The sequence below is a fragment of the Streptococcus sp. 5905 genome (assembly GCF_013276505.1).
Lineage (GTDB): Bacteria > Bacillota > Bacilli > Lactobacillales > Streptococcaceae > Streptococcus.
This window is the reverse complement of the sequence record NZ_VMLC01000001.1, coordinates 357,802-371,512: the sequence shown is the minus strand read 5'-3', so window position 1 is coordinate 371,512 and position 13,711 is coordinate 357,802. Positions and strand designations below refer to the sequence as shown.

The window sequence follows — 13,711 nt, the reverse complement described above, 5'->3', positions numbered from 1 at the left end:
ACAATAAACTTTGAACTTTATAGCTAAATTGATATAGAATAGATTCTACTTTTAAAACTATTTTAATATTTCAAGTTTCCTGAAAGTACTTTTCGATTTTGGAAAATAAAAAGGGAGCTCAAGGCTCTCTTAAACTTATTTTTTTACATAGGAGAAAGGAATCTCACTACCACAGAGCCAGTTGTAGACTTGGTCATTAATAAAGACATTCATGGCTTCGTGGGCATACTCAGGCATGATTCGATAAGCCTTATCACAGGTCAGACGGTTGTAAATTGCAAACTGGGTAATGGGATAGCAAACATCGTCATCCAAGCCCGTAATCATCTTGACCTCACCTTTAATACGATGGGCAAGATTTTTCACATCGATATAGGCAAGAGTCGCCATGATTTCCTCCTCTGTTTCATGGAAGGGATCGTGAAACTTGAAATATCGGAAGAGTTCATCATAGGCTTCACTGGTATTGCCAATCTCAAGCACTCGTCTAAAGTCTGACAAGAAGGGATAGATGGCAACTGTTTGCTGAATGCGAGGATTGAGCGCTGCTGCAACCAACGCTAAAGCTCCTCCTTGTGAAGCACCATAGCTAGAAAGTCTTTCCTCATCTACCTGAGGCAGACTGGCAACAATTTCAACCAACTGGTAAATATCCAGATAAACATCCTTATAAAAGAGATGCTCACGACCTTCCACAGCACCACGGATGATATGCCCCTTCACAGTATTTCCAAGAGGAGAACGCAAGCCGTCTTGCGAATAGCCCGACTGGCCTCGAACGTCCATGGAAACAACACCGTAACCAGCCACAGTATAGGCCAGCATGTCAGCCCAATCCCAGCCACGTCCCATATAGCCATGGAAATGGAAAATTAGGGGAACTTTTCCCTCAGTCTTTGGAAGGACGACGCGTGCATAGACCTTGCCTTCATTAGTTCCCTCAAAAGTGAGCTCAAAGCACTTGACTCGGGGAATGTGGAAATCTCTTTCCTCCAACTGGTAGGCTGGAAGAGTGGAAACTTTTTTTAATTCCTCATCCCAGAAAGCATCAAAATCTTCTGGAATCTCATCCCGTCCTAGATAGGTCTTGATTTCTTCTAACAAAGCTGGATTTTTCATAGCATGCTCCTTTGATTTTGTAATCGCTATCATAACTCTAGCATATCTAGGAAAGCAATGCAAGAAAGAATGCTAAATAGAAAGTGATTTTAGATTCTCTTTCCTCAAACCTATCGTCTGAAAGTAGTTTTAAAAATAAAGAGAGCGTTTCCGGTCTCTGTGTATCAATAGGTGCTAGCTCCTTTCTCTAGTTTGACGGTTTGGAATTTCTTTTGGTAGGTTACTTTAATAGTCATGTGAGAGTCCTCGTTTCTTTTTGATGACTCTAGTATAAACCCCAAACCTAAAAGCTAGCTTATAGATTTCTTAGAAAAGGCTTAATCCAGATGTTCTCTCTTCTCTAGGTGGAGAGCAATCATGCGCCATTCTGGATCCTCTCGCCAACCTTCTATAGAACTAATGTAGCTGGCAACCTTTCTGGCTTCTTCTAAAATCGGAAAATCTTCGATAATATCCGCCACTTGGAACTCTGGAAGTCCTGACTGTCTGGTTCCAAAAATCTCACCTGAACCCCGCATTTTCAAATCTTCCTCCGCAAGGACAAATCCATTAGTCGTTTCTGTCATGATCCGCATGCGGTCCTTCCCAGAGTCCGTCTTGGGATTCGCAACGAGAATAGCATAGGACTGTTTGTCCCCCCGACCCACACGACCTCTGAGCTGGTGAAGCTGGCTGAGACCGAACCGGTCGGCATCCATGATAATCATAACTGTCGCATTGGGAACATCGACCCCGACCTCGATAACCGTCGTTGAAACCAGAATATCTGTTTTTCGCTCCTTGAACTCCTGCATGATCTGGTCTTTTTCATCACTCTTCATCTTACCATGTAGAAGAGCCACCTCTGCCTTGCCTGCAAAATGAGCCGTCAACTCTTCTGATAAGGCAATGGCATTTTTCAGATCCAGAGCTTCTGATTCTTCGATCAAGGGAGAGATGACATAGGCTTGGGAACCCTTTTGAATTTCCCCTTCCAGCCAAGTCAAAACCTGAGGCAGTTGCTCATGCTTGATCCAGCGCGTCACAATAGGTTTTCGTCCTGCTGGCATCTGGTCAATAATGGAAACATCCATATCACCAAAGGCTGTGATAGCCAGCGTCCGAGGAATCGGTGTCGCTGTCATCATGAGAACGTCAGGATTATCTCCTTTTTCTCGCAGAATACGCCTTTGCCCCACACCAAAACGATGCTGCTCATCGATGATAATCAAACCAAGATGAGCATAATCCACCCCATCTTGTATCAAAGCATGAGTCCCGATAATCAAATCAGCCTCACCCTTGGCAATGGTCTCCAAGACTGCTCTCTTTTCTGCAGCTTTTAAGGAACCTGTCAAGAGAGCGAGTTTCAAGTCTGGAAAGAGGCTGTGTAGACTGTCAAAGTGTTGCTCCGCAAGAATTTCTGTTGGCACCATGAGAGCAGCCTGGTAGCCAGCCGTCACCGCCGCAAACATGGCCAAGCCAGCGACGACTGTTTTTCCGCTCCCCACATCCCCTTGTAGGAGACGATTCATGTGGTGGTCGGACTTCATGTCGGTCAAAATCTCCTGCAGACTCTTTTCCTGAGCTTGAGTCAGGGCAAAAGGCAGATTTTCTTTAATGACTGTCACTTTTTCCTGAGACCAGTTCAGAACTAGACCGCTTCCCTGAACTCTGTTTTCAGACTTGAGCGTCTGCAATTGCATTTGGAAATAAAAGAGTTCCTCAAATTTGATCCGACGAAGGGCCTGCTTGTATTCTGCCAAATCCTTAGGAAAATGCATAGCGCGAACAGCCTGACAACGGGACATGAGTTTGTATTTGTCCAGTAAAGACTGGGGAAGATTTTCCTCAATCAAGAGGTCCAACCCCTGATCAAAGGCTGTCTTAATGACCTTGACCAGACTGGCCTGACTGATTCCTTGAGCCAGTCGATAAACAGGTTGGAGGTCATCTTCCACCTGAGCCAGGACCTTCATCCCAGTCAAACTAGCCTTAGCACGGTCCCATTTTCCAAAAACAGCAAGGGTTGCTCCCAACTCTATCTTATCAGCTAAGTAGGGTTGGTTAAAAAAATTCACCGCAAAAACGACTTCTCCCTGCTTGAGGCTAAAACGCAGGCGATTGCGCTTAAAGCCATAATACTGGACACTAGCAGGAGTCACTACCTGACCAGACAGAACAGCCTTTTCGCCATCTTCCAGATCTAGCACCTGCTTGGTCTTGAAATCTTCATAACGGAAAGGAAAGTAGAGCAAGAGGTCTTGCAAGTTTTCAATTCCTAGTTTAGCGTATTTCTCGGCTGACTTTGGTCCCACACCAGGCAAGACATGCAAGGGTTGATGTAGATTCATGCTCCACTCCTTTCTTTTCTTTAATAATATTCTCTCGGAATGCGGTCGCTGAGGAGACAAACCACCTCATAGTTAATGGTTCCACGGTAGGTCGCTACCTGAGTTGCTGTGATTTCCTTGTCCTCATTAGAGCCAATAAGGGTGACTTTGGTTCCCAACGGGTAAACCTTAGGCAGCCGAATAGTGATTTGATCCATAGATACTCGTCCGACGATTGGGCAAGCTTGTCCATCTACCAAGACAGTGAAATTTTGCATATCTCGTGTCCAACCATCCGCATAGCCGATTGGCACGGTCGCGATGACTTGCTCGCTATCCGCCTGATAGGTGGCTCCATAGCCCATGCAAGCTCCAGCTGGAACTGTCTTGACATGAACCAGAGCAGACTCCAAGGTCAAGGCTGGAGTCAAGTCATAAGGCAAGTTCAGAACCTCTCCACTTGGATTGAGACCATACATGGAATCTCCCATACGAACTGCGTTAAAAATAGTCTCTGCATGCCAGAGTGTCGTTGCTGAGTTGCTGGCATGAACCAGCTCTGGAACTTCCTTCATACTTGCCAAAATAGCTTTAAAGCATTCTAACTGCTGATTAAAGTAGGTATCTGATTCCTCATCTGCAGTCGCAAAGTGGGTAAAAATCCCCTCAACACGAGCACCGTGTTGTTGGAGCAAGGCATGAGCCTGATCAGCCTCACCGGCCTCTCTAAAACCAATCCTTCCCATTCCTGAGTCAATCTTAAGGTGAACCGATAAGCCTGCTAGATCTGTCTCCCTAGATAAGAGAGCTTGAATCCACTCCAGTCCAGCCACAGTCAAGGTGATGTCGTATTCTTTAGCTAGAGCAACAGCTTCGATTTCAGAAACTCCTAAGATGAGAATTTTCTTGTTTATACCTGCTTGACGCAACTCGATAGCTTCATCAATATTGGAAACACAAAAACCATCGACATCACCCTGAATCGCCATCGCAACGGCAACAGCTCCATGACCATAAGCATTGGCCTTGACCACTGCCCACTTGAGCGTTCCTTCAGGGATATGAGCCCCCATTTGCTGGATATTTTTTCGAATAGCTCCCAGCTGAATGAGAGCCTTGGTTGGTCTATGCGGACTAGCTTTCATGATTTTCCTCCAAAATGACACTGGCTGTCACAAACTGATCTGTATGGCTGATCGACAGCCAAATCTTTCCTGAAAATGGTGACTGACTAAAATAGGGAGCCCCGCGTTCATTGTTCAGGACTTCCAAATCCTGAAAGGTCAGTTTGCCAATACCAGTTCCCATAGCCTTGGAAAAGGCCTCCTTAGCCGACCAACGACCTGCCAAGTATTCGATCTGCCTGCGCCCTTTGAGACTGGTAAAGCGTTCCATCTCTTTAGCAGTCAGCACGCGCTTAGCAAAGCCCTCACGTCGTGTAATTGCGTTTTCTATCGAAGCCAATTCTTCGATGTCAATTCCGTGTCCAACTATCATACTCATAAAAGGAGCTGAGATTCCCCCAACTCCATCCTTTTCACTTATTTTGTTAAGGTAGTATAAATTTCTTCTACCAAGGCTACTGTATTCTCCCAGCCTAGACAAGGGTCGGTTATAGAGCAACCAAAGACCTCTGGTTGATTTTGGCGACCGTCTGCTAGGTAAGATTCGATCATAAAGCCTCGAACCGTCTTTTTAATCTTTTCATTCCAATCACGATTCAGCAAGGCTTGACGAACAATGCGAATTTGTTCCATATACTGCTTGCCCGAATTGTCATGATTGGTATCGATGATAATGAAGGGATTTTCAAGCCCCATAGTCTCATAGCGATTGATGGCATTTAAGAGGGTTTCATAGTAGAAATTGGGTTCATTTTTACCATATTCGTTCATGGCACCACGAAGGATAACGTGGGCCAAGGGATTTCCTGAAGTTTCTACTTCTTGACCGTGGTAAAGGAAGGTTTGCTTGTTTTGAGCCGCATAGATGGCATTAAACATGACCCCAAGGTTCCCAGATGTTGGATTTTTCATCCCAACTGGAGCATCAATCCCAGAGGCTACAAAGCGGTGTTCTTGGTCTTCTACCGAACGAGCCCCTACAGCATGGTAGCTGACCAGGTCATCAACCAAAACGAGATTTGACGGATAAAGCATCTCATCAGCTGTTGTCAATCCAGTTTCGGTAATCACTCGGTAGTGCAGCTGACGAACAGCCTGCAAACCATTGATGAGACTAGGCGCTTCGCTGGTATTTGGTTGATGAATCATGCCTTTATAGCCATCTCCATTAGTACGAGGTTTAGCCGTATAGACACGCATCACGATAAAGATTTTATCCGCAACTTTTTTCTGCAAGTCTGCTAAGCGACGAGCATATTCGAGTACTGCTTCTTCATTGTCTGAAGAACAAGGCCCCATCACCAAAAGAATTCGGTCGTCCTCACCTGAGATAATGGCTGCCAACTCTCGATCACGGGCTTCTTTTTTTCGCAAGGCTTCACCTGACAACTGAGTCGCAGCCTTGATTGCTTCAATATCTATTTCTTGACCTTTTTCGATAAATGCCATCTTATTCTCCTAGTGTTTGGTAGATTTCGCGAACAAGTGCTTCTGTGTTGTCCCATCCTAGACATGGATCTGTAATGGACTTACCAAAGACTTCTGGCTCATTTTGACGTCCATCTTCTAGATAGGACTCAATCATAAAACCACGAACATATTTCTTGATCTTCTCATTCCAGTCACGGTTAATCAAGGTCTGACGAACGATACGGATTTGATCCATGTACTGCTTGCCTGAATTGTCATGATTGGTATCGATGATGATAAAGGGATTTTCCAAGCCCATCTTTTCATACTGACCAATGGTATCCATCAAATTGTCATAGTAGTAGTTGGGAATATTTTTCCCATATTCATTCAAGGCACCACGAAGAATGGCGTGGGACAATGGATTCCCTGTTGTTTCCACCTCTTTACCGAGGAAAAGGAAACTCTGTTTATTTTGCGCTGCGTAAATCCCGTTAAACATAACATTGAGATTCCCAGATGTTGGATTTTTAAATCCTGTCGAAAAGTCTGCTCCACTCGCTACAAAACGGTGCTGTTGATCCTCTACAGAACGAGCTCCAACAGCCATATAAGAAATCAAATCATCCACTAGCGGAAGATTTTCAGGATAAAGCATCTCATCAGCTGTTGTCATACCTGTCTCCGTAATCACACGATAGTGTAGCTGACGAACAGCCTTGATTCCATTGATCAAGCTAGGAGCTTCTGTCGCATTTGGTTGATGAATCAAGCCCTTATAGCCATCTCCATTGGTACGAGGTTTAGCTGTATAGACACGCATGACCATAAAAATACGGTCTTTGACCTCTTCTTGCAAAGTAGATAGACGCTTGGCATACTCGAGAACCGCCTCTTCGTTATCAGATGAACATGGTCCAATTACCAAGAGGATACGCTTGTCTTCCCCACGGATAATGGCTTCCAATTCCTGATCACGTTGGTTTTTTCTTGCAAGAGCTGCTCCTTCTAATTTAGACAAGGCACGAACTTCTTCAATGTTAATTTTAGGACTTTTAGCTGTAAATACCATGATTCATCTCCTTATAAAGCAAACGGACACCAAGTAAAAATGTATTTTCACCAGGTATCCGCCTGTATCTTATCTCATATTATTGTCTCTTACCATGACAATTCTTGAATTTCTTACCAGATCCACATGGACATTGGTCATTTCGTCCGATTTGGCTCAAGTCCACATCTGCTGGAAGATGAGTCTGCTGCGCTGCGATATTACGAGTCGCAGTTGTACTGATATTGTGTTCAGTCTGTGGACGTTCTTGTTCATGGATTTGTGCCTTCATCATCAAGCGAGTCACATCGAATTCAATCGATCCAATCATGTCGTTAAACATGCGGAAACCTTCTGCTTGATATTCTACAACAGGGTTGTTTTGGGCATATCCACGAAGACCGACAGCATTTCGCAACTGGTCAAGAGCATCGATATGGTCTGTCCACTTGTTGTCTACAACACGTAGAATCAGAACCTTTTGGAATTCTTTCACTGCATCTTCATCACGAAGTTTAGCAACTTGGCTATCATAAACCTTCAATGCACGTTGATACAGTTCATCTTTGATGGCTTGATCTGATAGACCTGCAAGATCTGAACGGCTGATTGAATCTTCTGGAAGTAAGTTGTACTTAGCAAAGTTCAAGATTGCTTCTAGTTTTTCATCTTCTTTTGAACGAGCATGTGCATCTACGATACGTCCAATGGTACGACGAATCATAGCATGGATTTCTGGTGCCAAATCACGGTCGGCAGTAATGACATCATAACGTTGTGCATAGATGATCTCACGTTGTTCACGCATGACATCATCGTATTGAAGGACTTGTTTACGGGTATCATAGTTGTTTCCTTCGACACGTTTTTGAGCCGCTTCAACCTGACGCGTTAACATGCGAGATTCAATGGCTTCATCAGACATATTGAGACGTTCAAAGATACCTTTCAAACGTTCTGAACCGAAACGTTTCATCAAATCATCTTCAAGAGACAAGTAGAATTGTGACTCACCTGGGTCTCCTTGACGTCCTGAACGTCCACGAAGCTGATTATCAATACGGCGACTTTCGTGGCGTTCTGTACCAATGACGCAAAGTCCACCAAGTTCACGAACCCCTTCACCAAGCTTGATGTCAGTACCACGACCGGCCATATTGGTAGCGATGGTAACTGCACCACGTTGACCAGCATTCATGATGATTTGCGCTTCTCTGTAGTGGTTTTTCGCATTCAAGACTTCGTGAGGAACACCTGCTTCGACCAATTTCTTAGAAAGAAAATCACTGGTTTCAACGGCAACCGTACCTACCAAGACTGGCTGACCTTTTTGATAACGTGCCTTCACATCTTCAACTACAGCCTTGAATTTTGCATCAAGACTTGCATAGAGAAGGTCTGAGTGGTCGATACGTTGGATTGGACGGTTGGTTGGGATTGGGATGACACGAATGTTGTAGATTTCGCGGAATTCTTCTTCTTCTGTTTTACCAGTACCCGTCATACCTGCCAATTTCTTATACATACGGAAGAGGTTTTGGTAGGTAATAGAAGCTGAAGTCTTGGTTTCATCTTGGATTGGCACACCTTCCTTGGCTTCAATCGCCTGGTGCAAGCCGTCAGAATAACGACGACCTTCCATGGTACGACCTGTAAATTGATCGACAATCAGGATTTCCTGCTCTTCGCTGACCACATAGTCAATATCGAGAATCATGATGTAGTTGGCACGAAGAGCATTATCGATAAAGTGAGTAAGAGCTACATTTTCAATATCGTAGAGATTTTCTAACTTGAAGTAGCCTTCAGCCTTGTCAATCCCTGAATCAGACAAACCAATAGTCTTAGACTGGATGTCAATGATATAGTCATCTTTGTCCAAAGATTTGACAAAGTGATCCGCCATATGATACAGCTGACTAGTTTCCACAGCATTGCCCCCTGAAACGATTAAAGGAGTACGAGCCTCATCAATCAAGATCGAGTCAACCTCATCGACCAAGGCATAGTTGAGCGGACGCTGTACCATGTTCTCTGCCCGAACAACCATGTTGTCACGAAGGTAGTCGAAACCAATTTCTGAGTTAGTCGAATAGGTAATATCACAGAGATAGGCTTCTTTCTTCTCCATTGGTGACTTCGCAGCCAAGTTGATCCCTACTGATAAACCAAGCCATGAGTACAATTCACCCATCTCAGTCGCATCACGTTCGGTTAGATACTCGTTGACCGTTACTACGTGAACCCCTTCACCTGCAAGGGCATTGAGGTATACAGGCATGGTCGCAGTCAAGGTTTTCCCTTCACCAGTACGCATTTCTGGCACATCTCCATGGTGGAGGACAATCCCACCCATGACCTGCACTTTATATGGGAAAAGTCCAAGAACACGCTTGGCAGCTTCACGTACTACCGCAAAAGCCTCATAGAGCAATGAATCCAGCGATTCACCCTTGTTGTAACGTTCCTTAAATTCATCTGTTTTTGCTTTTAGCTGGTCATCCGTCAAGGCTGCCATCTGATCTTCATATTTGAGAACCTTGTCTGCCATCTTTTCCAGACGACGAAGTTCTCCTTTATCATTTTCGATAATCGTTTTTAAAATATTAGCCATTATTTTCCTTACTTTAGATTCTGAATATTTTAGAATGTTCTTTTAATTCTAGCACATTTACTCTTAATTTTCAAGAAAGAATCCGCGTTTAAACAGGGAAAAGAGGCTGACTTCTAGGTCAGCCTCTTGGTTTTTTATGGACTACATTTCACACAAAAATTTAATTGCCAAGCAGAGCTGGCAAAATTCCAAAAATCAGGAAGAGATTGATCCAGAAGGCCATGCAAAATAGCACTCCAAAGAGGAAGAGACTTATCCTTTTAGTCAGTACTGAGAAAAAGATTGCCAATACACCAAAGACGACAAAGAGTTTTTTCATGATGAAGAAATAAATCGAAACTCCTCCTATTTGCAAATCCCATGGAAGACAAAAGACCAGCAGCCATAACAAGCAAATCGTAAGAATGTAGGTTTTGTAGTATTGATGAATAAACTGCTTTATTTTGAACATCGGAACCTCCTATAAACTTTAGCTATTGATGAATGTCCTCGTTTTGTTCTCTTGTTTCAGCTTGAACATTCTCTTTAGACAGGCATATATTTTCCAGTCATTCACAAGAGACAAAAAGACTAAAAGAATCCATATCACCCAAATTGTTAAATCAGCAGGATTTTTCAAGACAATATTGAAAATTAAGAATGAAAAAATTGTAAAAGCGATACTGAACAAAGCCCACAAAGGGAGATAAATCCAGTAAGAGTAATAGAAAAACGCGAAATATTTACTATCTTTGTCCGCCTTCTCAATCCAATGAAAAAAATAAAAGTAAGGTGACAAAACCACTAGTTGCAGAAGTCTTTCCAGCATAGCTTTCTCCAAGATTTCTTTTTATTTTATTATACCAAAAAAACCTGGAAAACACTTTCCAGGCTTGAGTTTGAAATCACTAGTCATGCTAGAGAAATCCCTCTATTCATAGGTTGATTCACTTTATTGACTTGATGAAGATGTTCCAAAATCGACCTTAGGAACTGTCTTGGCTTCTTCTGTTTCTTTAAAGGTTTCAGCTTCTTTAAAGTTCATCATATTCGCAAAAAGCACGGTTGGAAAACTTCTCAACTTTTGATTGTACTCGGCTGCGACTTTATTATAATCCTTGCGTGCTACAAAGATACGATTTTCACTTCCTGAAAGTTCGACCATTAGTTGCTCAACATTTTGATTGCTCTTGAGTTCTGGATAATTCTCCGTCAAAGAAATCAAGCGGGAAAGAGCAGAGCTCAATTCTCCCTGAGCCTTTTGGTTTTCTTCCGAAGTTACTGAGCTACTACCGATTTTAGCTCTAGCATCAGCAATCTTGGTAAAGACTTCGGTTTCATGATTCATTTGTCCTTTAACGGACTCCACCAAGTTACCAATCAAGTCCGAACGACGTTGGAGGGCTGTCGATACATCGGCCTGAGCCTGCTCCACCTTAGTCTGTTCACCAACCAGACCATTATAGGTTGCCACTGCGGAACAACTTCCCAGAACTAGTAGTCCAAAGAAAATCGCTACTATTGAGAGAATTACTTTATTTTGTTTCATATCAAAACCTTAACACTTTCTTTTATCAACTTTTCTGAGAAAATACTCAGATTTTAAATCAATTTCCCAAACTTTGTTTTTATTTTTAATTAAGGAGTGAACTGTTGCAAAGGGAGTCACCTTACTGTATGGAAAAATCAGTTTGTATTCTATAAACAATCACTCACCAGTCATCAGACGAACCGCCACCATCGAAGCCACCGCCGTCCCAGCCACCAGATGAGTCGGAGCCTGAGTCAGACCAAGAGGAACCTGAGTCTGATGAGTCACCGCCCCACCAGCCACCGCTAGAATCATCGCGACGAGAACCACCACGACCTCCAGATATAAATACGATAATCATCACGATGAAGTAAATGAGAACTCCAAATCCGAGGACTCCGTCATCGAAGCTACTTTTTCGATTCCGTCTCGAAGAACTCCTCTCATCAGCATACTTTTCAATTTCTCTTAAGCGACTAGGATTAGTAGCATAGTCGTAACTACTTTTAGAACTTGAAGAAGTCGTACTCGAGCCACTATAGAATATGTAGTTGAGATTATTTACTATTGAGAGAACTCCATTATTATAGTCTCCCTTTTGAAAATAAGGGCGTGCTGTTGTCAAGAACCTGTGAGTCTGATAGTCTGTGATCTTACTGGCCACATTATTACTGGTTTCAATCCGTGATTTTCTATCTTGGACTGCTACGACGACCAAGGCACCATGGTTATCTCCCGAGTAGCCAATCTTCCAAGCTCTAGCTGTTTCATTGGCGACTGTTTCGATTGTTTCTCCATCTAGGCTTTTCACAACGTAAACGCCTATTTGGAATTTTTCTGTTTTTTGACTATTTACCTTGTTCAAGCCTCGAATCAGTCTGATTGTCTCCTCGGTTAGATAATGATCCGGGTCATAAATCCCATACTCAGGTTTTTCAGGTGCTGTGAATGCTGACAAGAAGAGAAAGACCATCAACAATCCAAGCAAGCGAACCAACAAACTATTTTTTAATAATCTGATTCTTTTCATAATAACCTCCCTGATAAAGGAAAATTGATTTAAGGAATTATAGCATTTTGATTTTTACAAAGAAAGTGCATTTTCATTACAAATAGATTACAAAAGCTAGGAAAATGATTGAATTTTAATGACAGATTTCTCCTCCAATTTGATAGCTTCTTTTCTTCCCTTTTAGATAGAAAAAAGAAGACCTCACAGTCTTCTTTCAATTTATTTTTATAGGAAAACAAGCAAGGTTTACTTGCGTTTTCTTGCAATCAAGTGAATCGGTGTTCCCTCAAAGACAAAGGCCTTGCGGATTTGATTTTCCAAGAAACGCAGGTAAGAGAAGTGCATGAGTTCTTCTTCGTTGACAAAGATGACAAAGGTTGGTGGCTTGGTTGCCACTTGGGTTGCGTAGAAAATCTTGAGGCGTTTTCCTTTGTCTGTCGGTGTTGGATTGATAGCAATGGCATCCATGATGACATCGTTCAAGACAGCTGATGGGATACGGGTATTTTGACTTTCACTGATTTGCTTGATCATCTCAGGCAATTTATGGAGACGTTGCTTGGTAAGCGCGGATACAAAGACAATCGGTGCGTAAGGCAGGTATTGAAACTGCTCACGGATATCTTCTTCCCATTTTTTCATGGTGTGGTTGTCTTTCTCAAGAGTATCCCACTTGTTGACCACGATGATCATCCCTTTACCTGCTTCGTGGGCAAAACCTGCGATACGCTTGTCGTACTCACGAATACCTTCTTCGGCATTGAGGACCATCAAGACCACGTCAGAACGATCAATGGCACGCATAGCTCGCATGACAGAATATTTCTCCGTATTTTCATAGACTTTACCAGACTTACGCATACCAGCTGTATCAATCATGGTAAACTCTTGGCCATCCGCATCTGTAAAGTGGGTATCAATGGCATCACGCGTTGTTCCAGCTACTGGACTGGCAATCACGCGGTCTTCTCCCAAAATAGCGTTGATCAAGCTAGATTTTCCAACGTTAGGACGGCCAATCAAGCTAAATTTAATCACGTCTGGATTTTCTTCTTCGACTTCGTGTGGTAGATTTTCGACGATGGCGTCTAACACATCCCCTGTACCAATACCGTGGACAGACGAAATTGGCAGCGGTTCACCCAAGCCTAGCGCATAGAAATCAAAGATATCATTTCGCATCTCAGGGTTGTCAACCTTGTTAACGGCAAGGATAACAGGTTTATGGGTCTTATAAAGTTTACGAGCTACGTACTCATCTGCATCCGTAATTCCTTCTTTCCCAGACACCACAAAGACGATGACATCGGCTTCTTCCATAGCAATTTCTGCCTGGTGCTTGATTTGCTCCATAAAGGGAGCATCGACGTCGTCAATCCCTCCAGTATCAATCATACTAAAGGAACGATTGAGCCACTCACCCGTTGCATAGATACGGTCACGTGTCACACCCTCGACATCTTCTACGATTGAGATCCGCTCACCAGCGATCCGATTAAATAGGGTTGATTTCCCAACATTGGGACGTCCCACAATGGCAATAGTTGGTAAGGCCATGT

The 13,711-nt window shown here is 43.2% G+C and carries 12 protein-coding genes; all 12 read right to left on the bottom strand.

Annotation, left to right across the window (positions count from 1 at the left end; genetic code table 11):
* Positions 1 to 135 precede the first annotated feature (135 nt).
* Positions 136 to 1,119: an acetylxylan esterase gene (locus HT680_RS01785; RefSeq protein ID WP_173257795.1), complete on the bottom strand. Its 984-nt coding sequence runs from the start codon at positions 1,117 to 1,119 to the stop codon at positions 136 to 138.
* A gap of 317 nt (positions 1,120 to 1,436) precedes the next feature.
* Positions 1,437 to 3,482, bottom strand: a complete 2,046-nt coding sequence (gene recG, locus HT680_RS01780) for an ATP-dependent DNA helicase RecG (RefSeq protein WP_345890216.1) — start codon at positions 3,480 to 3,482, stop codon at positions 1,437 to 1,439.
* Positions 3,473 to 4,576, bottom strand: a complete 1,104-nt coding sequence (gene alr / locus HT680_RS01775) for an alanine racemase (RefSeq protein WP_173257791.1) — start codon at positions 4,574 to 4,576, stop codon at positions 3,473 to 3,475. Before alr ends, recG begins: the two co-directional genes overlap by 10 nt.
* Complete coding sequence (gene acpS, locus HT680_RS01770; RefSeq protein ID WP_173258625.1) at positions 4,566 to 4,928, bottom strand: holo-ACP synthase; 363 nt, start codon at positions 4,926 to 4,928, stop codon at positions 4,566 to 4,568. Before acpS ends, alr begins: the two co-directional genes overlap by 11 nt.
* Before the next feature lie 44 nt (positions 4,929 to 4,972).
* Positions 4,973 to 6,004 (bottom strand): 3-deoxy-7-phosphoheptulonate synthase, encoded by a 1,032-nt coding sequence (locus tag HT680_RS01765; RefSeq protein ID WP_000864026.1) that lies wholly within the window; start codon positions 6,002 to 6,004, stop codon positions 4,973 to 4,975.
* Position 6,005: 1 nt separating this feature from the next.
* A complete protein-coding gene (locus HT680_RS01760) occupies positions 6,006 to 7,037 on the bottom strand; it encodes a 3-deoxy-7-phosphoheptulonate synthase (protein WP_173257789.1) in 1,032 nt (343 codons plus the stop codon).
* A gap of 79 nt (positions 7,038 to 7,116) precedes the next feature.
* Complete coding sequence (secA, locus tag HT680_RS01755) at positions 7,117 to 9,630, bottom strand: preprotein translocase subunit SecA (RefSeq protein WP_173257787.1); 2,514 nt, start codon at positions 9,628 to 9,630, stop codon at positions 7,117 to 7,119.
* 160 nt (positions 9,631 to 9,790) lie between these two features.
* On the bottom strand, positions 9,791 to 10,081 hold the full coding sequence (locus HT680_RS01750) for a hypothetical protein (RefSeq protein ID WP_084926121.1): 291 nt from the start codon (positions 10,079 to 10,081) through the stop codon (positions 9,791 to 9,793).
* Positions 10,082 to 10,099: 18 nt separating this feature from the next.
* The gene (locus HT680_RS09100) at positions 10,100 to 10,438 is read right to left on the bottom strand and encodes a hypothetical protein (protein WP_240146441.1); all 339 of its coding nucleotides are present in this window, start codon (positions 10,436 to 10,438) and stop codon (positions 10,100 to 10,102) included.
* Between the two features lie 123 nt (positions 10,439 to 10,561).
* Positions 10,562 to 11,158, bottom strand: a complete 597-nt coding sequence (locus HT680_RS01745; RefSeq protein WP_173257785.1) for a LemA family protein — start codon at positions 11,156 to 11,158, stop codon at positions 10,562 to 10,564.
* 163 nt (positions 11,159 to 11,321) lie between these two features.
* The gene (locus tag HT680_RS01740; protein WP_173257782.1) at positions 11,322 to 12,170 is read right to left on the bottom strand and encodes a TPM domain-containing protein; all 849 of its coding nucleotides are present in this window, start codon (positions 12,168 to 12,170) and stop codon (positions 11,322 to 11,324) included.
* Between the two features lie 228 nt (positions 12,171 to 12,398).
* The gene (der, locus tag HT680_RS01735; protein WP_001207684.1) at positions 12,399 to 13,709 is read right to left on the bottom strand and encodes a ribosome biogenesis GTPase Der; all 1,311 of its coding nucleotides are present in this window, start codon (positions 13,707 to 13,709) and stop codon (positions 12,399 to 12,401) included.
* Between the last annotated feature and the right edge of the window lie 2 nt (positions 13,710 to 13,711).

Coding starts and splice junctions, on each gene's coding strand:
- HT680_RS01785 (WP_173257795.1), bottom strand. CDS start 1,119: ATGAAAAATCCAGCTTTGTTAGAAGAAATCAAGACCTATCTAGGACGG.
- alr (WP_173257791.1), bottom strand. CDS start 4,576: ATGAAAGCTAGTCCGCATAGACCAACCAAGGCTCTCATTCAGCTGGGA.
- acpS (WP_173258625.1), bottom strand. CDS start 4,928: ATGATAGTTGGACACGGAATTGACATCGAAGAATTGGCTTCGATAGAA.
- HT680_RS01765 (WP_000864026.1), bottom strand. CDS start 6,004: ATGGCATTTATCGAAAAAGGTCAAGAAATAGATATTGAAGCAATCAAG.
- HT680_RS01760 (WP_173257789.1), bottom strand. CDS start 7,037: ATGGTATTTACAGCTAAAAGTCCTAAAATTAACATTGAAGAAGTTCGT.
- secA (WP_173257787.1), bottom strand. CDS start 9,630: ATGGCTAATATTTTAAAAACGATTATCGAAAATGATAAAGGAGAACTT.
- HT680_RS01750 (WP_084926121.1), bottom strand. CDS start 10,081: ATGTTCAAAATAAAGCAGTTTATTCATCAATACTACAAAACCTACATT.
- HT680_RS09100 (WP_240146441.1), bottom strand. CDS start 10,438: ATGCTGGAAAGACTTCTGCAACTAGTGGTTTTGTCACCTTACTTTTAT.
- HT680_RS01745 (WP_173257785.1), bottom strand. CDS start 11,158: ATGAAACAAAATAAAGTAATTCTCTCAATAGTAGCGATTTTCTTTGGA.
- HT680_RS01740 (WP_173257782.1), bottom strand. CDS start 12,170: ATGAAAAGAATCAGATTATTAAAAAATAGTTTGTTGGTTCGCTTGCTT.
- der (WP_001207684.1), bottom strand. CDS start 13,709: ATGGCCTTACCAACTATTGCCATTGTGGGACGTCCCAATGTTGGGAAA.